The organism is Hyalangium sp., assembly GCF_045802625.1.
Lineage (GTDB): Bacteria > Myxococcota > Myxococcia > Myxococcales > Myxococcaceae > Hyalangium.
This window is the reverse complement of record NZ_JBJMQP010000053.1, coordinates 1-21,660: the sequence shown is the minus strand read 5'-3', so window position 1 is coordinate 21,660 and position 21,660 is coordinate 1. Positions and strand designations below refer to the sequence as shown.

General features: G+C 70.0%; 8 protein-coding genes. All 8 read right to left on the bottom strand.

Features of this window, described 5'->3' with window-relative positions:
• Positions 1-193: 193 nt before the first annotated feature.
• Positions 194-1,168, bottom strand: coding sequence for a hypothetical protein (locus tag ACJ8AT_RS10190; RefSeq protein WP_407737471.1), 975 nt, complete (start codon positions 1,166-1,168; stop codon positions 194-196).
• A gap of 223 nt (positions 1,169-1,391) precedes the next feature.
• Positions 1,392-3,431 (bottom strand): adventurous gliding motility protein GltJ, encoded by a 2,040-nt coding sequence (gltJ, locus tag ACJ8AT_RS10185; RefSeq protein WP_407737470.1) that lies wholly within the window; start codon positions 3,429-3,431, stop codon positions 1,392-1,394.
• Between the two features lie 136 nt (positions 3,432-3,567).
• Positions 3,568-15,837, bottom strand: a complete 12,270-nt coding sequence (locus tag ACJ8AT_RS10180; protein ID WP_407737469.1) for a tetratricopeptide repeat protein — start codon at positions 15,835-15,837, stop codon at positions 3,568-3,570.
• 115 nt (positions 15,838-15,952) lie between these two features.
• Positions 15,953-17,905: a DEAD/DEAH box helicase gene (locus tag ACJ8AT_RS10175; protein ID WP_407737468.1), complete on the bottom strand. Its 1,953-nt coding sequence runs from the start codon at positions 17,903-17,905 to the stop codon at positions 15,953-15,955.
• Positions 17,906-17,917: 12 nt separating this feature from the next.
• A complete protein-coding gene (gene cglE / locus ACJ8AT_RS10170) occupies positions 17,918-18,553 on the bottom strand; it encodes an adventurous gliding motility protein CglE (protein WP_407737467.1) in 636 nt (211 codons plus the stop codon).
• Positions 18,554-18,664: 111 nt separating this feature from the next.
• Positions 18,665-20,617 carry an adventurous gliding motility protein GltG gene (gene gltG, locus ACJ8AT_RS10165; protein WP_407737466.1) on the bottom strand — a complete coding sequence of 651 codons (1,953 nt, stop codon included), beginning with the start codon at positions 20,615-20,617 and terminating at the stop codon, positions 18,665-18,667.
• Positions 20,618-20,690: 73 nt separating this feature from the next.
• Positions 20,691-20,972, bottom strand: a complete 282-nt coding sequence (cglF, locus tag ACJ8AT_RS10160) for an adventurous gliding motility protein CglF (RefSeq protein WP_407737465.1) — start codon at positions 20,970-20,972, stop codon at positions 20,691-20,693.
• 104 nt (positions 20,973-21,076) lie between these two features.
• The coding region (locus ACJ8AT_RS10155; RefSeq protein ID WP_407737464.1) for a tetratricopeptide repeat protein at positions 21,077-21,660 on the bottom strand (584 nt) is incomplete at its 5' end.

Sequence of the window (21,660 nt, the reverse complement as noted above, 5' to 3'; positions counted from 1 at the left end):
TCCGTGCGTGCGCCATGAAAGACGCTCGCCTCTCGGCCAAATTCATGTTTCATCGCCGACACACCGCACTTTCCTGATGGGTTGGCAGGTGTGTAGGTCCGCGTCCCTACGACATAAGAGGCCCTGCCCAGCAAGTCGCCAGACAGGGCCTCAGGTAAACCGGAATGCTGCACAGCTTCAACTGCGTCTCAGGCTAGAGGTAGCTCGCCTGGAAGCAGAAGAAGTTGCCGTTGATGAAGTAGAAGCCTGTCGAGGTCGTCGTGCTGTCGGCAGGGCGGCAGAGGCTGTACACAATCGAAGCGTTCTCTCGGTTGTTCCCAGAGACAACGTAGTTACCCGACGAGGTGCTCACAGACTTGGTCGCGCTGTCCTGCGTTCCCTCAACAACAACGTAGAAGAAGCCATTCAGCTCATCCTTGGTCGCCGGGAACGGGGTGCTGGAGTACGCGGACAGGGCGATCTTCACACGCTTGGGATTGGCCGTGCCACAATAGGCCGTGTCCGTCGCCGAGCTCTGCACGGTGGCCGAGTAGATGATCGTGCCCGTGGTGCCGAGCGAGCTCTTGTTCGGGAAGTTCGTGTAGTTCTGGCACGAAGGCGCCGGGAGGGCCGTGCAGGTGCTCGAGCTGCAGAACTCCGTGCCGTACTTGCACGTGGCCTGGCCCTCGCCGCTGCAGGTGCCACCGGGGTTGTTGTTCACGCAGGTGTTGGTCTGCGGGTCGCAGGTCTGGCCGGTGCCGCAGGCCGGGCTGCAGGTGCCCGTGCTGCCCGCCTTGCACTGACCTGTCGCCGTGTCGCAGGTCCGGCCCGTGCCGCAGGCCGCGTCCGAGGTGCACTTCTCCTCGCACACCTTGTCCACGCTCGAGCAGACCAGGTCAGTCGACGTGCTCCCCACTCCATTGCACAGCTGGTCCGTCGAGCACTGGCAGATGTTCTTGCTCGCGCCGGTGAACGCCGCGCACGTCTTCGCCGTGTCGGGACAGTCCGATGCCGCCGTACACGACTGGACACAGATCTTCGCGGTCGGGTGGCAGACGTCCGTAGTCCCGGTGCAGTCAGAATCCGTCGTGCACGCCGTGCTGCCCGTATCGCCCGAATCGCAAGCCGTCATCACCACGCTCAACGCGCTCAGCGCAGTGAGCAACACCACCGTCTTCCGAAGCTGCATGCTGGACTTCCTCCTGTGGGTGTCTCGCATGGGGCTTCCCGGCCTCACAAGCCCCCTCCATTCCTTGCGAGCGGGCGTGGCTTTAGCCCTGCTCGTCCGGATGTGTCAACGAATGTCGACGCACCTTGGACGATCGACCCATTGAGAAATTCAGCAGCGTCAGAAGCGGACAGTCCCACGACCCAGTGTCACGGCCCTGACACTGTCCGCTCCCTGCTCCCCGTCAGAACGTGAACGGGAAGTCGATGGGATCTCCCTGCTTCTTGTGCCGCGGGAAGGTCCAACCCTTGATCAGCCCGGAGATGCAGCTCGCCATGTAGGTCTTCTTGAACTCATCCGACTTCACCGCCACGCCCGTCGTCTTGCCGCTGGTCTGGATCATCCAGTGCATCACGAGCTTGCCGGAGACGCCTGGATCCCGCTTCTTCTGCTCGTTCACGCACTTGACGATGGCCTGCTTGTTGGCCAGCACCACCGCCATGATGTCCGACTGACCCAGCCGCTCGGGAACGTTGGCGCCACCGCCAGGCTCGGGCGGAATGTACGTGGAAGGAGTACCGCTCGCCTGGCTACCGCTCGACTTCTTCTCCGTCTTCTTCGGGCCGAAGAGATCATCAAAGTCATCGCCCAGCCCGTCATCCTTGCCCTTCGCGGGCGCGGCCGCGGAGCCGACACTCTCCGACTTGCCCTCGGACCGGCCCTCGGAGCGGCTCTCGGACCTGCTGCCCGAGCGCGAACCCGTCCGCTCCCCTCGCGGCTCTCGAGTCCCCGAGTTGGGCCGCGTGGCAACAGCCTCGCTCGCGGGAGGCGGCGCCGGCGTCGTTGCCGGAGGAGGCGTGGGCGTCGCCGCCGGGGCGGGAGTCGTCGCAGGAGGTGTCCCTCCAGCAGCAGCCACGGCCGGGGCAGGCACAGGCGTCGTGCCCGCAGGAGGTGTGGGCGTCGCCGGGTTGGCCACGGCCGGGTTGGCCGCGGGCGGCGGCTTCACCTCGGGCGCAGGCGTGGGCGTCACCGCCGCCACGGCCACGGGAGGCTGCGGCTGCGGCTGTGGCTGCGGAGAGGATCTCCCGAAGGCGAAGTAGCCCCCGATGGCCAGCACGACCACGGCCGCGGCCGCGATGCCCGCGATCATCACCGTCTTGTTGCCCCCGCCCTGGGCCCCTGGCGCCGCCTGCGGCGGATAGCCCGGGTACGCAGGCTGCGGGTAGCCCGCCGACGCGTAGGCCGGCTGCGCGTACGCAGGGGCCGGCTGCGCATACGCCGGCGCGGGCGCACCGGGCGCGTACGGCGCGGGCTGCGGAGCACGCATCGGCTCGGCGGCGGCCATCATCGGCGCCACTCGCGCGGCCGGAGCCTGTGCGGGCTCCGGAGGCGGCAGATCGAGCAGCCCCGGCACAGAGGACTTCTCCTCCACGGCGGGCTTCGGAGGTGGCTTGGACAGCGCCTCGTTCTCCTCCTTCACCAGCGAGGCGAGCACGCTCGCGGCGGACGGCTTCCACCCCGAGGACGTCGGCTCCTGGCCCAACGCCGGGGCCGCGGGGATCTCGGGGCGCGTGTTCTTCGCGGCCGCTCCCGCGCTGAAGGCGGACTCGACCGGCGCGGACACCGTGGGGACCGAGGTGGACACCGGCGACGGCGCGACGATGACCGGCCTGGCCGGACGCGGCGCGAGCACCGAGGCCAGCTCCGTCACCTCCGAGAGCGGGATCCAGTCGCCGAAGCCCTGACGCCAGCACAGGCTGTCTGGCCCCACCTCGCCGCGATCCCAGTGCTCCTTCACCTTGTCGACGGTGAGCGGGCCCACCTGCTTCTCGTCGATGGCCACGTACCAGTCGTTCGCGGGAGCCGCCGCCCTGGGCTCGTCCGGCTCGGACTCGGCCTCCGCGAGCTTGCGCACCGCGTCCGGCGTGGTCGGCTTGCTCTCACGCGCCGGCTCTCCTCCCGGGATCTTCTGCGAGCCGGAGAGGACCTGATCGAACACCGCGCCGATCTCGTCCTCCTCGACGTCCGTGAAGAGGCCACCCTCGGGCGGAGTCCCGAGCGAGGCGACCCCGCTGGGGGCATTGGAAGTCGCGGCACCATTGGGCGCAGCGGCGGCCGTGGCTTCCACCGCCGGAGCCCCCTCGTCCTTCGGCGCCGCGGCACCGGCAGGACGCACCACAATGACGTGGCCGCACTTTTTGCAACGAATCTTGACGCCCTTGGCGCCAATCTTGTCGTCGCTAATCATGTACTGCGCGCGGCAGCTGTCGCAGACGAAGCGCATCGTTCCCCGCAAGTCTCAGAAAAGACGGAAGAAATCCTGCCAAAATCGTAGAGGTGCTCCCCGGGGGGGTCAAGGATGCGTCCCATGACCGCCCGGTCGCCTTTCAACGGCTGAACCCTGGCCCGGGTTCTAACCGCTACTTCCTCACCTGTACCTCCACGTGCGTCCCTACGGCGACACGCAGATCATGCAGGTCCTCAGAGGTGGCGAATACCAATAGATCCCGGACCTTGGTGCGGGGAGGCACCCGGAAGGCCGAGCCTGTCTCCCCGGTGACCATGCGCGAGACGGCATCCATCTCGCCCGCGGCGAAGAGGCCCGCGCGGGAGGCGGTGAGTTCGGCGCCCTCCAGCCAGGTGCGCACATCCGTCGGGTTGGCCGTGGGCAGGTAGGCCCTCGCCACCTTGGCCAGCGCCCCCCGGGCCGGCTCGCTGAGGTTCTTCTCCAGCAGCCCCCGCGCCTCGGCGAAGAGGCGCGGATCCACCGTGTGCCGGATCTGCGCCACCATGCTGAGCGCCGCCTGGAGGAGGGCCTCGAGGCGATCCGGCGCTAGCCGCTGGCTGAAGGCGAGCTCCGGCCGCGCCAGCGCGAGCGTGCGGCCCAGCAGGTAATAGACTTCCTTCTGGCCCTGCTCCGCGAAGAACTTGCCGCCCACTCGCACCGCGGCCGGGTGCGTCTGCAGCAGGTCCACGTTGATCATCGGCTCGGGCGCGGGCTCGTTGGTGCGCCGGCTCAGGCGCTCGCGGGTGGCCACGAGGAAGGGCGAGTACAGCTCCACCGCCTCCATGCCGAACAGCCGCGCCACGTAGCGGTAGTGGTGGACGTGGTACTCCTGCGAGGTGCCGACGTCGATCCGGTGCTTCTTCGGGACGAGCTGGTACTGCTGGAAGGGCACCGCGTACAGGTGCCCCACCTGCTCGAACAGGATCCCCAGCAGCTCGGACAGCGGCGTGCGCACCTTCGGGTGGAACAGGTGCGACTGCCACAGCCTGTCGGTCAGCGCGCGCTGCGCCACTTCCTTACGCTTGGCGTAGGGCCCGAGCTTGGTGAGGATCTCCTTCTCGTCATCCCCCGCCTCGTTCACCAGCCCCGCCACCGCCTGCGCGGCCAGCCACGCCCCGTCGTAGTCCTTGCGCAGCGCCATCAGGCGCACGAGCTGCCCGCACACCTTGCGCGGATCCTTCGTGTTCGGCAGCGCGCGGCGGAGCGCCGCGATGGCCTCCTCCTCCTTGCCCGGGAGCTGCCCGGCCACATCCGCGAACGTCTCCTGCACCGTGGCGTCGTCCGGCAGGCCCTTGGCCACCACGCCGTAGGCCGCCACCGCGCCCTCCGTGTTCTTCAGCACCTGGAGGTACAGGTCGCCCAGCGCCTTCCACAGCGCCATGCGCGCCACGTGCGTGTCCGGCGTCTTCGGGATACGCGAGAGCATCTTCGCGTAGTTGTCCTCCAGCGCCTTCCACTGGCTGGCCTGGCCCAGCATCGCCTCCAGCGCGCTGAAGGCCTCGACGAAGCGGTGATCCAGATCCAGCGCCCTGTTGAAGGCCTCGGTGGCGCCCTCGACGTCCTTCGCCTCGTCGCGGCGGATCTCCGCGAGCGCGAACCACACGCGCTTGGCCTTGTGGGGCTCGGCGGCCAGCGCCGGCAGCGACAGCATCCGCTGCAGCACGTCCGCGGCCTTGTGCCCCTGGCGCGTCTCGCGCAGCAGCACGTACAGCGAGTCCATCACCTCGAGCGCATCCGGCTGCTCCTTGAGGGCGCCGCTGAACGCGTCGATGGCCATGTACGGATCCTGGAGCTTGTCCCGGGCGATCTGCCCCAGCTCCAGGAAGACGCGGACCTTGGCCTCCCCGTCCAGCACGTTGACCAGCTGCTGGCGCAGCTCGGCGGACTTCTCGTACTGGCCCGCCTTGTCCATCAGCTTCACCAGGGCGCTCAGGGACGGCTCGTGTCCCGGATCGATGGCGAGCGCCTTCTCGAAGTGGTTCTGGGCGCGATCCGCGTGGCCGAGCGCGGCCAGCACGTCACCGAGCTGCCAGTAGACCTCCACCACCTCCAGGTCCGTCAGGCTCTCGCGGTGGTGGATGAGGATGGCCTGGAAGACCTTGAGCGCGTCGTCGTAGCGCTTGGCATGCACCAGCAGGTTGCCGAAGCTCTCCAGGTTGGCCAGGTAGCGCGAGTCCAGGCCGTAGGACTTCTCGTACGCGTCGAGCGCTTTCTCGCGCTTGCCCAGCTTCTCCGACACGTAGCCGAGCCGATAGAGCTGCCGTGACAGCTCCACCGTCAGCGCGCCATCCTTCTCCGCGATGGCCTTCTCCGCCATCTTCCGGGCGACGATGTCGAGCATCTTCTCGCCCATGACCCAGTCCTCGCGGGCGATGTAGACGTCCGCCAGCGGGCGCGCCGCCTCGAGGCTGTCCGGCACGTGCTTGAGCACCTGCTCGAAGTAGCGCGTGGCCGTGTCCTGATCCTGCCGAGTCTCCACGTGGTACTTCGCCACGTCCAACAGGGCGCGGGCCTTGGCCTGCGGATCCTCGGAGCTCTGAGCCTCCTGGAGCAGCGTCTGCTCGTAGCCGCCCCAGTCCTTCTCCTGCTCCTGGATGCCCTTGAGGGCGCGGATGCTGGGCAGATACCCCGAGTCGATCGCGAGCGCCTGCTGGTAGTTGCTCTTGGCGCTGCCCGTGTCCATCAACATGTCTTCGTTGATCTTGCCCATGCGGTGGAACAGCTCCACCGCCTCCTGCGTCTGGCCCGCGACCTGGGCCTCGCGCTGCAGCATCTCCAGGGCGAAGGGCCAGTTGCCGCTGCGCTCGTAGAGGTTGCCCAGGGCGTGCATCGCTTGCCGGCAGGTGGGATCCACCTGCAGCGCGTAGCCGTAGCTGTCCACCGCGCGGTCCACCACCTTGAGCTGCTGGTGGTAGACGGTGCCCATCTCCACGTAGAGCTCGGCCTGTTCCTTCGGCTCGGACGTCAACGCGAGCTGACGTTCGTAGGCGGTGATCAGATCCTCCCACCGCTCCTGCGTGCGCCGCAGGCGGATGAGCGTCTTGATCGCCTGCATGTTCGTCTGATCGATGGCCAGGATGGCCTCGACGCAGGCGTCCGCGTTGGCGGGGTTCTGGTACTTGTCCTCCCAGATGCCGGCGCTGCGGAAGAGCACGCGGACGCGCTCGCGGTAGTCCGTGCTCAGCTCGAGCATCCGCTCGTACACGGCCAGCAGCTCCGCCGGCTGATCGAGCTTGGTGTGCAGCCGCTCCAGGGACTCCAGCGCCTCGCGGTTCTCCGGATCGAACTCCAGCGCCTGCCGGTAGGCCACCACCGCGGCCTCGTCGTCACCGATGTCCCGCTCGTAGACGCCCGCCACCTGCACCTGGATGCGCGCACGCTCCTCGGTGGTGGCGGCGAGATCCCTCGTGCGGAGCAGCGTCGCGGCGACGTTCTGGTGCTGGTTCTGACGGCGATAGAGCGCCGTGAGCACGCCCAGCGTCTCCATGTCCGGCTCGAGTTCCAGCGCTCGCAGCAGGGACGTGGCGGCCTCCGCCGGATCGCCGATGGTCTCGTCGTAGACGCGGGCGATCTCCTTCAGGATGCCCTTGCGCGCCTCGATGGACGCGGCAGCCTCGAGCTTCTGCTCCAGGGCCACCACGTACTCGCGGTCCCGGCCACGCTTGTGGAACATCGCGGCCAGCCCGTCGAGCGCCGTGGCGTTCGTCGGATCGAACTCGAGGATCTTGCGGAACGCGGCCTCGGCGGCGGGAGCATCATCCAGCCGCTCGTTGTGCACGCGCGCCAGCGTGGCGTAGATGCGCTCGGCCAGCGGGCCTCGCGGCAGCGAGTCCGCCACCTCCTCGTAGACGGCGGCCAGCTCCTCGTGCGAGCCCGTCTCGTTCGCCAGGCGCTCCACTTCCTCGCGGAGCGTGTCATCCGCGGCGTCGATCTGGAGGGCACGGCAGAGCGCCAGGAACGCCACGTCCTTCTGCCCGAGCCGCTCCTCCTGCACTCGCGCCAGCTCACGCAGCCAGGAGAGCTTCTCCTCGTCCGTGACGAGGTGAGGCATGTAGCGGTCCACCACTCCGGCGTAGGCGCGCCAGTCGTTGTGGCCCCGGTACAGCGTGGACACCCGCTCGAAGGCCTTCCGGTTGGCCGGATCCAGCTCCAACACCTTCTCCAGCGCGCCGGCGGACAGCTCGGGCTTGGCGCCCGGGCCTTCCCACATGTCCGCCACCGCGAAGTACGTATCGACAGCCTGCTCCCGCTCCTCGGCGGCCAGGTGCACCTGCACCTTCAGCTCCAGGGCGCGAACGGCGTCGTTGTAGGCGCGCAGCGAGACGAAGAGCGCGTGGACCCGGTCCAGATCCGGCACCGAGTGCGGCTCCACTTCCAGGGCCCGCCGAGCGGCGTCCAGCGCCTCCTCGCGGCGGTTCATCTCCGCCAGCACCTCGGCCAGGCGCAAGCGCAGCGCCTTCACGCCCTCGGAGGACTCCTGCAACGGCACGAGCCGGCGCAGCACGCTCACCAATTCGTCGCGCTGCTGCGTCTCTTCGTAGAGCTCGCGCAGCGTGTCCAGCACTCCGCGGTGGCGTGGGTCGCGATCGAGCGCGGCCTTGAAGTACGGCACCGCCGCCTCGGGCTGCTTCAGCAGGCGGTACACCACCCGGCCCAGGCGCTCGTTGAGGCGCACCACCTCGCGCGGATCCAGCGTCTGTGCCAGACGGTCCGCCAGCAACGTGCGCAGCTCCTCCGGCCGGCCGGCACGCTCCAGCAACCCTTCCAGCGCGCTGAACGCCTGCTCGTTGCGCGGGTTCTTCGCGAGCAGCTCGCGGTACAGCTCGATCGAGCGGCCCAGATCCTCCAGGCCCTCGTCCGACACCTGCGCCATCTTGCCGAGCACGCGCTCCTTCTCGGAGCCGGAGACACGCTCGAGCTCGTGCTGGAGGATGGCGTACAGCTTGTCGTTCGCTCCCGCCGCCTCGTACAGCCCCTCGAGGAGCCGCGCGGACGCCAGGTGTCCCGGATCGATCTTGAGGATCTGCTCGTAGGCCGACGCGGCCCGGTCCAGGCTGTCCAACCGCTCCTGGAAGATCTGCCCCAGGCGGAAGAGGAAGCCCACCTTGTCCGCGGGCACCGTGGCACCCGTGGCCAACTGCTCCAGCACGCCCGCCAGCTCCGGCCACGCCTCCAGCTCCACGTAGAGCCGATCCAGCGCGAGCAAGGCCTTCTCCTGCACCGAGGCGTGCAGGCTGCGCGCGCGCTCGTAGTAGGTGATGGCGCGCTCGGGCTCCCTCAGGCGCGTCTCCAGCATCTGGCCGAGCTTGAGGCAGACCTCCGCCGCATCCGCCGCCTCGGCGACGCGCGGCAGGGACTCCTCGTAGGCGGACACCAGCTCGTCATACGTGTTGGAGGCGTCGGTCGCGCTCTCCAGCCGGCGACGCAGCTCGCCGTCGTTGGGGTCTTCCTTGAACGCGCGGAAGAGGGCGAGGAAGGCCAGCTCCGCCTCGCCCTGCGTCTCGCGCAGGGTGGCCAGCTCTCCGAGCAGCGCCTTCTTCTCGAACGCGTCCGTGGACACACCGACGCGGATCTCGATGAACTGCGCCAGCTTGGCGATGTCGCCGCTGGCCCGGAAGGCACGCAGCAGCGTCTCCACCGCGAGCAGGTTCTGCGGCTCGCGGGTCACCCACGCCTCCATGCGCGCCACCGCGCCCGCATGGTTGGGCTGCAGCGAGAGCACCTCGCCGTAGAGCGCCAGCGCTCCCGTCTTGTCGAGCAGCTTCGTCTCGCGCACGGTGGCCAGGCGGAACTTCAGCTCCAGCCCCTGCTCCGGCGGCATCAGCGCGATGCGCTTGGCCAGCACGTCCGCCAGTTCCGGCCACCGCTCCTGCTTCTGGCAGAGGCTCTCCATGCGGGCCAGCGCCGCGGCGTCGTCCGGCTTGAGCTCCATCAGCCGCCGGAAGGTGGCGAGCGCTCCCAGGTTGTCCTTGAGCTGATCCTCCTGCAGCACGCCGATCTGGAAGAGCACCGCGGCGCGGCGGGCCGGATCCTCGGCCATGGCGAGCTGACGGCGCAGCACCTCGAGCAGCTCCGTGGGCTTGCCCTCGGACGTCAGCAGGCGCCCCACGCTCTCCAGGGCCTCCTCGTCCGTGGGACGGACCTCGAGCACCTTGCGCCACGCGGCGAGCGCCTCGTTGTCCTCGCCCATGCGCGCCTGGAGCCGAGCCACCGCCCGGTACAGCTCTCCCCGCGCCGCATCGCTCGCCTTCGGGGCGATGCCGGCGAGGACCTCCACCAGCTCCTCGGCCGTTCCCGCCGGCTCCACCAGCGAGAGGCACAGCTCCAGCGAGCGAGGCTCATCCGGCAGATCCTGGAGCGCCCGCACCGCGTACACGAACGCCAGCTCCGCGTTCTGCATGGGCCCCGCGTAGGTCTCCGCGATGCGGCGCTGCAGCGCCGCGCGCTCCTGGGGCACCGGCTCCACGGAGGCCCGCGCCTCCAGCATCTGCACCTGCTTGAGGTGGTCTCCCACCCCGGCGAACACCGGCTCCAGGGCGCTGGCCGCCGCGCCACGCAGCGGGCTCTCCGAGCGCGCCATCTCCTCCAGCGCGCCCACCGCTCCCGCGTGTCCGGCCCGGCGCGTGAGCACCGCCTGGTACACATCCAGCGCGCCGCGCGGATCATCCAGGCGGGTGAACTTCAGGCGGCCCAGGCGCACGCGCAGATCCGAGGCCTCCTCCACCGCGTTGCGCGCGTCCGCGAGCTGGATCTCCCGCTCGATGTGCTGCGCCAGCTCGGGCCAGCGCTCCATCTCCGTGAGGACCTTGCCCAGCAGCTTGAGCGCGTTGCCGTTCTCCGGCCGCCGATCCAGGACTTCGCGGTAGGCCTGCGCGGCGAGCGCCTTGTCCGACAGCGTCTCTTCCGCCAGGTGGCCCAGCTCGAAGAGCAGGTTGATCTGCGAGCTGGCGTTGGTCTCCGCCGCCACCTGCCGCCGCATGATCAGCGCCAGATCGCGGTGCGCGCCCGTGCGCCGGTGGATGCGCGCGATCGACTCGAGCACGTCCTTGTTGTACGGGTCGCGCCGGCTGACCTCCTCCAACGCGCGGACCGCCAGATCGTAGCGCTTCAGGCGCCCGTCGTAGATGGCCGCCAGGCGCCGCCACAGCTCGCCCGCCAGGGGCTCCTTCACCCCGCGCTCGAGCTGATCCTCGTAGGCGGCCGCCACCTCCTCGAAGGAGCCCGAGTCGGCCGCGAGCCGCTCCAGCTCCTCGAGGACGCTCGGGGCCTGCGGGAACTCGTTGAAGGCGCGCAGGCGCGCGGCGAAGCCCAGCGACGTCTGCCCGAGCGCCTCGCGCAGGATGGCGATCTCCTGCATGCGCTCCAGCCGCTGCTCCGGCGGGGCGGAGACCAGCAGCACCTCCAGCACCTCCACCAGCTTCCGCGTGTCGTTGACGCTCCGGTAGACGGGCTCCAGCAGGCGGGCCGCATCCAGGCGCTGACCTTCTTGCGCGAACAGACGCTCCAGGCCCGCGATGCCCTGCGGATCGCCCGGCACCAGCTCCAGCAGCCCACGGTAGGCGATGAGCGCCTCGGCCGTGCTCCCCGCAAGCTCCAGGAGCTGGGCGCGGCGCAGCATGAAACCACGGCGGGACTCGGCGTCCGCCGCCAGCTCCGCGAGCTGGGCCAGCACGTCCGCCTGCTCCTGGACGCGGTGCCCCTTCGCGAACAGCTTGTCCAGCGCGAGCAGCCCCTCGGTCCCCTTCTTGATGGCGAGCGCCGAGCGGTAGGCCTCGATGGCCTTCGCGTCCTCACCCGCGCTGGCGAAGGCGTCACCCGCCTTGAGCAGCAGGCCACGCCGCGCCTCGGGATCCGTCGAGAGCTGGGCCTGCGTCGCGTACACCTCGGAGAGGTTCTTCGCGTTCTGGCCCTTCTCGTACAGGCGCGACAGGGCCTCGAGGGCCTGGCGATCCTGGGGTGCGTCCTTCAGCAGGTTCTTCCAGAGGCGGGTGGCCTCCTCGGGCTGGTTGAGCTGCTCGCGCAGCTCCGCGGTCCGGCGCAGCAGCGCCAGCGCGGACGCATCGCCCGAGGGCAGATCCGTGGCCGCGTCCTCGTAGATCTCCGCCAGGGTCTCGTGCGAGCCCGTCTCACGCGCGAGCCGCTCCAGGTCCGGCCGCAGCGCTTCCCGATCGATCCCCGCGGCGAACGCCTTCACCGCCGCCATGAAGGCGAGCGACGGCTGCTGCATCTCCTGCTCGTAGATGCGGCGGATCTCCGCGGCCAGCTGCGCCTTCTCCACCGTGAGCGCGGCCTCCATGCGCGTCTCGCGCAGAGCCACGCGGCGGGCATGATCTCCTAGCTGCTGGAGCACCGGATCGAGCGTCTCCAGCGCCGCCCGGCTCGTCGTCAGGGCCGCCTTCACCCACTCCTCCAGCGCGGCGCGAGCGCCCGGGTGACCCGGATCCTCGGCCAGGATGCGCTCATAGAGCTTGAGCGCGGCGTTGGGGTTGTTCAGCGACGTGCGCAGCAGCTCCGCGAGACGGAAGGAGACCTCGCGCCCCTGCGGGCTCTGGCCCTCCTGGCTCCGCCGCAGCGCGAGCGCCCAGGCCAGATCCTGCGTGCGGTTGAGCTCCGTGTAGAGCCGGTCCAGCGAGGCAGCGGCCTCACGCTGGAGCGCGTCACGCTCGGCGATCGCACGCCACGCAGCGGCGGCGCGCTCCTTGTTCGCCAGCTTGCTCTCGTGCAGCAGCGCCGCCTCGCGCAGGCAGGCCACCTGCTCCGCGGTCTCGGTGGAGACGGAGGCGAGCTTCTCGAGCACCTCGGCCACCTCGGCCCACTGCTCGCCGGCGCGGTGGAGCCGCTGCAGCGACTTGAGGCAGTCGATGTTGGAGGGCTCCAGCGCCAGCAGCGCGCTCAGCGCCTTGATGGCGCCGGCCTTGTCATCGAGCTTCTTCTCCTGCACATCGGCCAGCTCGCGCAGGATCGCGGCGCGTGCGGGACCGACATTGCCCTCCTCCGCCAGCTCCAGGAGGATCTCCGCGAAGCTGTCGAGCGAGTCCGCGTCCTCGGCGGCCTGGCGCGCGGTGGCCCGCAGCCCCGTGTCTCCCGGCGTCAGGCGCATGGCCCGCGCGAGCGACGCGAAGGCCAGCTCCGGCTGGCGCAGGTGGGTCAGGTGCGCATGGGCCGCCTGGCGCAGCGCCTGGGCCCGAGCCCCATCATCCTTCGCCACCTCGGCGAGCACATCCAACGCGGCCACCAGCTTGCGGTGATCCTTGGTGAGCTCGTACGCCGGCAGCAGGGCCCTCGCCGCCTCCTCGCGAGCGGGACCGGAGGCGAGCATGCCCTCCAGCGCGGCGAGCGCATCCGGATCGGACGGGCGCTGGCGGAGGATATCCGCGTAGCTGCGCACCGCCTCGGCCTGATCGCCCCCCGGAGCGCCCTGGAGGAGCTGTGCGCGCTTGAGCTTCAGCCGCGCCACCTTCTCGGTGTCTCCCGCCGTCTCCGCGAGCGCCACCATCCGGGCGAGCGTCTCGTTCAGCTCGCTGGTGCGTCCCGCCTTCTCGTACAGCTCGGCGAGCCGCGGCAGGTACTTGCCCTCTTCCGCGCCGTGCGACAGGGCTGCCTGGAGCGCCTCGGCGGCATCCGCCGGACGCCCCGTCTGCGCGTTGAGCTCCACAAGCTGGAGCAGCAGCTTCAGGCGCTCCTGACCCTTGGCCGTCTGGATGCGCTTGCGAAGCAGCGCCTCGGCGTCCGCCGTGCGCCCCGCGCGCCAGAGCAGCCGCAGCAGCCGCTGGAGCAGCTCGGGAGACTCGGGAGCCCGGCCGAACGCCGCCTGCAGCGCGTCGATGGCGTCCGGCACGGCGCCGACCTGTTCGGCCAGGGCCGCCGAGTCCGACAGGAGCTGCACGGCGACCGCCAGCTCCTCGGTCTCCGTCGCCAGCCGGCGCAGCACGCGCACCAGCTCCGCCTGCGCGGAGAGATCCTGCGCCAGGCGCAGCGCCTCGGTGCGGCTCAGCTCGTCCTTGGGGTTCTCACGCAGCGCGCGGACGCGGCAGTCGAAGGCCGCCCGGCTGTCGGCGAGCTGCTTCTCGTGGATCGTCGCCAGCACCGTGAACAGACGCTGACGCGCCGCGGGCTCGGTCGTGGCATCCAGCTGCTGCTGGAGCGCGGCGACCTGCCGCTGGTGATCGCCCGTCCGGCCGTAGTGGTTGGCGAGCGCCTCGGCGATCTCCCCGGTCCGGATGTTGGCCGAGGCCAGCCGCTCGAGCCCACCCACCACCAGACCCGTGGAGACGTTCTCCGCCAGGAGCTTCAGGAAGATCTGCGCCGCGTCCTGGGGCCGGTTCAGCCGCTCGGCGTAGAGCTTCGCCTGCCGCGCCGTCCAGTCACTGCGCTCCACCTGCGTCTCGGTGAGCGTCGCCAGCTTACCCGCCAGCGCCGCGGCCTCCTCGAACTTGGAGAGCGACACGCACACCGCCTGAAGCCGCTGCAGCGGTCCAGGCTCCTCCGGCGCCAGGGTGACGAGCTGCCGAGCCAGCGGCTCGATCTCCTCGGGAGGCGCGCTCGCGGCCTCCTTGCGCTTGATCTCGCCCTCCAGCTTCACCCGCGGATCGTCCGCGAGCGCCGCCGCCGCCTTGAGCGACTTCACGGCCTCCTCGGCCACCGAGTCCCCCGGCGAGCGGGCCAGCACCTCGCGCCAGGCCGCCTCGGCGCCCACGGGATCCGCCAACGGCCCCTGGAGGATCTGCGCGAGCTGCCGCCAGATGGCCAGCGCGACCTGCTCGGGCGCCACCAGCACGGCGCGCTTGAGCGCCATGGCCAGCTCGGCTTGAGCCTCGGCCTTCTCCGCGTGCTCCACCACCGTCCCCAGCAGCAGCGGCCGGGCGGGATCCAGCACCAGCGCCCGCGACAGCACGCCGAAGGCCCGCCGCGCGTCCCCCTTCTCCTCGAAGACCATCGCCAGGGACTCGCAGAAGGCGATGCGCTCGGTCTTCGGCCGTGGGGCGAGCATGGCCAGATCCAGCAACGGCTCCACCACGTCGAACTGCTCGGCCTCCGCCAACAGCCGGGCGAGGTGGAAGGCCGCGAGCGCGTTGGAAGGATCGCTCTTGAGCGCCGCCTCCAGGTGCACGCGCGCCGCGGCACCGTCCTGCAACTGCCCCAGGCACAGGTCCGCCAGCCGCATCCGCAGCGAGGACTGCGTCTGGCGATCCTTCACCGTGGCCACGTGCTTCTCGAGCACCGCGACGGCATCGGCCGCCCGCCCGTGCTCCATCAGCATCTCGGCCGCCAGGTTCACCGCGTCCGCGCGAGTAGGATCCGCCGCCGCCGCCTTCTCGATGGCCGCCAGCGCGCCCGCCGGATCGTTGAGCCGCGTCAGGCGCCCGGTGCCCACGCGCAGCCACAGGTCCACCTGGGCGGTGCGATCCTTGGCCTCGGCGGCCATGGCCTCGAGCTGGGCGATCGCCGGGGTGAAGTCCCCGCTGCGCTCGGCCAGCTTCTCGATCAGGTTGAGGGCCTCGGGCATGCCCGGCCACAGCAGGAAGCACCGATCCAGCGCCTCCTTCACCTTGCCCGCCGCCGTCGGCTCGTACCAGGCGAAGAGCTTCGCCACGAGCAGCGACAGCCGCGCCGCGCTCTTCCGGTCCCGCTCCTCCAGCGACATGCTGCGCAGCATCCGCACGCGGTCGCGCCACGTCTGCTCGAAGCGCTGCAGCGCCTTCTGCGCCTTCTCCACCCGCGCGTTCTGCGCATCCAGCGTGCGCGCCACGTCGAGCACCTTCTGCGCCAGCGCGTGCTCGGTCGGATCCTCCACCAGCCGCTCGGCGACGACGGCGTACTCGTCGGCCATGCCCTCGGGGCCCAGCGCCTCGCGCTCGCGCTCCAGCGCCTCGAAGACGGGGTGGAAGCGATCCTCGGCCAGCAGGAGCTGACGCAGCCGCCGGTAGGTCGCCCGGTCCGGCTCGGCCCGCGCGGCCTGCTGCAGGCAGAACACCGCCCGGTCCCGCCGGAAGAGCTTGGTCTCGTAGAGATCCGCCGCCTTCAGGAAGAGGGCCGCGCTCTCGTTGCCGGTGGTGGCGCTGGCCAGCCGCTCCAGCGTGTCGGCGAGCGCGGACGCATCCTGCTTGGCCTCGTAGAGTGCCTTGAGCCCACGCAGCACGGGGAGCGGCTCGGGGGCCAGCAGCAGCGCGCGACGCAGCAGCTCCTCGGCACGGGCCGGGTTGCGGAGCCGCTCGAGCGAGAGCTCCGCGGCGCGACCGAGCAGGCGCGCGGCCTCGGGAGCAGGGACCTCACGACCCCGGCTCTCGTAGAGCCGGATGAGCTCCTCGACACGACCGGCCTTCTCCAAGGTGGCCTCGGCTTCGAGGAAGGACCGTTCGTCGGTCGCACGCACAGAGGGGCGCGGAGAGGATGTCTGTTCCATGTAGAGCGGGCCTCGCGGGAAAGGGAGCGCAACCGCACGGAGGCGCTAGAGGGGGCGACTCTAGCGATCCAGAGCGCCCCCGAGCAATCGCGCAAAGCTCGCCAACCGGCGAGAACTATTGACTTTCCTGCTCCCCAGGCGAGGAGGCAGGAGAAGTGGACTCGGAACCGGCTTCGGAACCCGGCTCGGAATCCTTGTGAGCCGAGGCCGCGGGGGCCGGAGGCGTCTCCGGCAGGGCCTTGGCGCGCTCCAAGCCCGCGGCATCATTGAGCCGCGTGTAGAGCTCCATGGCCTTCGCCCGCTGTTGCAGCTCCTCGGCCAGCTGGGCGGCTCGCGCCAGGTTGCCCAGCTGCTCATGGAGCGGGAGGGCCTTCTCCTTGCGGCCAGCCTGCTCCCAGGCCTCGGCGGCGTCGGCGGTCTGTCCCAGCAGCTCGAGCCACCGGGCGCGCCCGGCCGGCTTCTTCTCCTCGTCGGCGCGGGCCAGCTCGCGCTGAGCGAGCGCCTTGGCCTCCTCGTCGAGCTTGAGCCGCTGCATGAAGTGGAACGCCTTGGGCGGAGGCAGAGAGCCGAGCACCTCCACGGCCTCGCGGTTCTGGCCCGCGGCCACCAGGAGCGTCGCCGCGCCCAGTCGATCCCCGCGCTCCACCAGCGACTTCACCTCGAGGCCCCGGACGCGGTTGGCGCTGGCCATGTCCCGGGCGCGCTCGTACGCCTTGCGAGCCTGGGTCAGCTTGTTGGCCCGCTCGTACGCGAGCGCCGCCTGGTCGAACTGCCGGGCCCGCTCATACAGCCGTGCCACGTTCTCGAAGTCCGCCTTGCCGACGTAGTGCTCCATGAGGAGTTCGTACGCGCCGGCCTTCTCCAGCGTGGGAGCGATCTGATCCGCGGGCAGCCCCGAGACGAGGCGGCGCGACGCATCCAGATCCTTGCCCTCGACCGCGCACCGCAGCGCGCTCTTCACGTCCCCGCCCGCCTCGAACAAGCGGACAGCCTCGGCGAACGAGTTGTTGCGCTCGTGCAGCCGGCCCGCGTCCCGGGTGCGGCCCATCGCCTCGAGCTGCTTGGCCTGCTCGGACCAGTCGCCGGTCAATTCCGGCATCGGCTGACGCTCAGGCCGATCAGGACGCTCACGGCGCTCCGGACGAGGCCCTCGCTCCGGGCGCTCACCCCGCTCGGGGCGCTCACGGCGCTCCGGACGCTCACCGCGCTCCGGACGGTCGCGACGCTCACCGCGCTCACCCCGCTCCGGACGCTCACCCCGCTCGGGGCGCTCACGGCGCTCGCCCTCGGCGCGCACCGGCGCCTCCTGCTCCGGGCCCGGCTGACGACCGCTGGCGGAGAACGCCGTCTCGGCCCGCTCGCGCTCCCCCGCGGCGCGCCAGACCTGCCCCACCAGGAACATCACGTCCGAATAGGCGACGAACTTCTCTTTGACCGGATCCGCAGCGGGAGCCGCCGGGGCCGCGCCCTCAGCAGGAGCCGCCGGAGCCGCGCCCTCGGCAGGAGCCGCACCCTCGGCAGGAGCCGCACCCTCGGCAGGAGCCGCACCCTCGGCAGGAGCCGCACCCTCGGCAGGAGCCGCCTCCGGAGCCGGAGCAGCCGCCTCAGCCGCTGGTGCTCCCTCGGCCGGAGCGGCAGGCGCGGCCTCGGGCGCGGGCGGCTTCGGCTGGCGCTGCACGCGCAGCAGCGTGGTGATGAGCCGGCCACGCGTATTCATGTCCAGGTCGTCCAGCGACTTGAGCCGCATGGGGCGCAGCGCGCGGACGATCGCCTCGAGCGGCCCCTTCTGGGACGCGAAGTCGTTCTTGGACAGCGCCTTCTCGAGGGCACCTAGCTCGACGATGACGCGCTGGCCTGGGCCGCTCGCCCGCTCGTCATCCCGGCCACGGCCGCGGCCACGGCCCGGCCCATCGCCCCGGCCACGGCCACCCTCGCGGCCTCCGAAGCCGCCGCCGTCACGGCCCCCAAATCCACCCCCCTCACGACGAGGCCCCTGGCCAGGGCCCCCATCCCGGCCGCGCCCACCACCACCGCGCGGCCCACCACCGCTTCCATTCTCCTGAGGCACGTGTGTCTCCCGCTAGAACGCGTAGCGAAGGTTCGGCATCACCGCGAACCCGACTGTTCCCGAGGAGAGCAGATAGCTTCCAGTCACCTCGAGGCCCACTGAGAAGTGGCGCAGGCGCGTGTAGTACTCCACTCCCGGCCCGGCGAACACCAGAATGTCGGCATCCGGAAGGAGCAGCTTGGGCGAGAACATCGAGTAGCCCACCCCCGCTCGGGCATAGATGAAGGTGCGCTTGACCTCCTGATTGTCCTCGAAGCCCACCAGGTGGGCGCGCAGCGTGACCCCCGGCACCAGGGACGAGAAGTCACCGGACGCCGCCCCGCCCGACTTGCCGATGTAGTCCGAGCCCGCCCGGTTGGCCGAGCCCATCAGGAAGAAGCCCAGGGACAGGCGCTCGCCCAGATCGATGCCCACCTCCACCTGGGCCGCCTGCCCGCTCGAGAAGGGCTGAGGGCCTGAGTCCGCGGGCGGATTGACGAGGAAGGAGGGGCCCGCCTGCACGGCGAAGTACAGGCCGCGCTCAATCTCGTTGAACGTCTCGGCCGGACGATCCTTCACGGGGTTTTTGGAGGCCGTGGCCTTCTGGGCCCGCGCCAGCGTTGGCACGACGAGCACGGTGAACAGGGCAAGGGACGCAAGAGCTTTCATGCAGGTCATGACGTTATCGCGCCCGTGGCAACCGGCGCCGAAAAAGCGACGCGGGCGGACCCGATGCCGAGCCCGCCCGCTTCCCTACTACAATTTTTCATCCGCCCCGCGTTACTCGCCGGCGGCCTTGAAGTTCCACGGGTAGTTGACGACGACCACGCCGCCGCCCTTGGGCTTGGGGAACTCCCAGGTGTGCACGCGGCCCGCGATGCAGTTCTCCGCCTCGGCGTTGCCCATGGTGGACGAGGCCACCGACGAGGAGACCACCTTGCCGTCGGCGTTGATGATGAACTTGATGGTCACCTTGCCGGACAGCTTGGGGAAGCGGGACAGCTGGCTCTCGTAGCAGAAGCGGATCTGCCCCATGTGGTCGCGCACCACCTTGCGGATGAGCTCCTTGTCCAGCGAGCCCATGACCATGGGCTCCGAGGAGGTGATGCCCACGTCCACGCTCTGCTTGCCTCCCAGCACGCCCACGCCCGAGCCATAGGTGCTGGTGCCGCCACCCCGGCCCTTGGTGCCGATGGCGCCAATGCCGATGGTGTCCCCGGTGCCGCCGCCGCCGCCGCCGTTACCACGGATGCCCAGGCCGCCGAAGCCGCCCGAGTCACCCGCCTTGGCGCCGAACATGTTGCCCATGGCGCTCTTGAGCTCGCCGCCCAGGCCCGCGCTGCCGAAGATGGTGGAGACACCGCCCTTGCCGCCGCCGAAGATCTTCTGCGTCAGCGCGCGCGCCTCGTCCTTCTTGTCCTTCTGGCCCTGCGGCGCGGTGCGGTTCTGGGTCTTGGGCGTGTTGTCCTTCTTGCCCATGGCCCCTTCGGTGTCCTTCTGCTTGGCGGCCATCTCGCCGGCCTTCTTCTTCTCCTTCTCGGCCTTCTGCTGGTTGAGCTGCTCGAGGAACTTGTTCTTCTGCGTCTCGGGCGGCTTGATGATCAGCTTGGCCAGGCGCGAGTCGTTGCCGTTCAGCTCGTCGGCGAACTCGTCCCCGTCTCCGCTGCGGTTCATCGCGCTGATGACGAACATCGTCCCGGCGAAGAACATCAGCAGGAAGATGTTGAGCGCGCGGTAGTCCACCGAGTCCGCCAGCGGGACGTACACGCGCTTGGGCACCGGCTGGAAGGTGACCTCCATCGTCACCCCGCCCAGGTCCACCCAGAACACGTCCTCCGGCTCGAGCGTCAGCGCGTAGGCGCCGCCGTCGCTGGTGGCCTTGCCGGACTCGATGACGGCGTTGAGCTCCAGCGTCTCGTCCTTGCGCAGCAGCTCGCCCTTCATCTTGCCGTGGAAGCAGACGCTGAACGTCTGCCCGTCGGTGCGCAGCACCTCCATGCGCGGGCTGCCCAGCTTGGCGTCGCCCATGACGAAGTCCACGCCCGCGGCGCTGCCCACGCTGAGGCTCTTCTTCTTGCCCGGAGCGAGGAAGAACTCGCCCACGCGCTGCTCACCCCACAGGAAGCGCACCGAGGCGCCCAGCGGGCCGCTGGCCTTGGTCCGGCGCACGGCGCGCACGCGGGGCTCGTCCTCGACCGGAGCCTCGGCCACCGGCGCCAGCACCTCGTTCTGCTGAGTGGCGGCGAAGGACGGGTCCATCGCCGGCGCGGGAGCGGCCACCGGAGCGGCCACGACCACCGGAGCCGCCGTCACGGGCGCGGCGGCGGCCTGCGCGAGCTGCGTGGCCACCTGCGCCTCGGCCGTGGGCAGCTGGATCTTCGTGGTGACGTCCGAGTTGGACACGGCGGCGGCCAGGTTCACCGCGGCCACGGCGGCCGGGTTCTCCAGGCGGATGGTGGTGCCACCCACGCGGATCTCGTCCCCGAAGACGACCTTGCCCTTGTTGACGCGCTTGCCGTTGACGTAGGTGCCCTCGACGCTGCCCATGTCGATGATGGACAGAGAGCCGTCCGCCCCCACCTCGATGACCGAGTGGATGCGGCTGACCTTCTCATCGTCCAGGCACAGGTGGGCCGAGGACAGACGACCAATCTTGATGATGTCCCGCTCGAAATCCTTCGAGGAGACCAGGCTCTCGCCCTTGAAGACCTTGAGTGTCAGAGGAACGGCCATTTACGGCTCCCGGTAGACTTTCCCGTGGTGGCAGACACCACGCGTGGCGGAAGGTTCCCGCTTTTTTTCGCGGCTACAGCTCGCCCACGGACTGCATGACCTTGTCCTGGAAGTCCTCACGGATCCGGATGAGGTTGGAGTGCTGCACCTTCTTGCGCGCCTCCACGTACTCGCCATCCGGCTTGGTGAGATCGCCCTCGATGGTGTCGTCCTCGAAGTCGATGGTCTGCGTCTTGTTGTAGCGCACGTTGCCTTCGCCGCCGCCGCCACCGCCCTTGCCGCCACCGCCACCCGCGTCCTCGGCAAAGGCCGGGGCCACCGCCAGCATCGCGCACACCATCAGGAGCTTCCGCATCGCCATCTCCTTAAGAACTTCCAATCGGAACAGGGTCCTAGAATCTCATCATTCGAGGCGGCCCCGCTACTCCCCGGAGCCGCACTCAAGTCCTCGAATTCTGACTAGAATTCGTCACTTGGCTCGGTCGGATCCGCCTTGCCTGGATTCTTCTGCCCAGGGGCGGCCTTCTGTCCGGCCGGGGCCTTCTGCGGCGCGGGGACCGTCTGCTGCGCCGGAGCGGCGGGTGCCCCCTTCTGCTGCGCTGGGGCAGCCGCCTTGTCCGGGGTGGGCGGAGGCAGAGCCGCGGTGGGATCCTCGGGAGGAGCCGCGGCGCCATTGCCGGCCGGAGCCGCCGCGCCCGGGGGAGGCTTCTGGCCGCCCTCGTTCTTCTTGAGCTCGTCCTGCTGCTTCTTCTGAAGGGCCTCCATCTGCTTGGCCTGCTCCTCGGCCTGCTTGGCCTCGGCCTTGGCCTGAACCACGGCCTCCGCCTCCTTCATCAGGCCGAACACGGGCGACTCGGCGTTCATGGCCACCTCGCCGCCGTTCATGCCGATGTACTTCTTGTAGAGCTCCAGCGCGCGCTCCGGGGCGTCCTTGGCGCGGTGCAGGATGATGGCGCGGTTGAGGTAGATGGCGGCCAGGTTCGGATCGAGCTTCTCCGCCTCGTCGTACTCCTGCATGGCCGTGTCGTACTGGCCCAGGCCCT

Excerpts from the sequence above, each read along its gene's own strand:
- ACJ8AT_RS10190 (WP_407737471.1), bottom strand. The coding sequence starts at position 1,168 with ATGCAGCTTCGGAAGACGGTGGTGTTGCTCACTGCGCTGAGCGCGTTG.
- gltJ (WP_407737470.1), bottom strand. The coding sequence starts at position 3,431 with ATGCGCTTCGTCTGCGACAGCTGCCGCGCGCAGTACATGATTAGCGAC.
- ACJ8AT_RS10180 (WP_407737469.1), bottom strand. The coding sequence starts at position 15,837 with ATGGAACAGACATCCTCTCCGCGCCCCTCTGTGCGTGCGACCGACGAA.
- cglE (WP_407737467.1), bottom strand. The coding sequence starts at position 18,553 with ATGAAAGCTCTTGCGTCCCTTGCCCTGTTCACCGTGCTCGTCGTGCCA.
- gltG (WP_407737466.1), bottom strand. The coding sequence starts at position 20,617 with ATGGCCGTTCCTCTGACACTCAAGGTCTTCAAGGGCGAGAGCCTGGTC.
- cglF (WP_407737465.1), bottom strand. The coding sequence starts at position 20,972 with ATGCGGAAGCTCCTGATGGTGTGCGCGATGCTGGCGGTGGCCCCGGCC.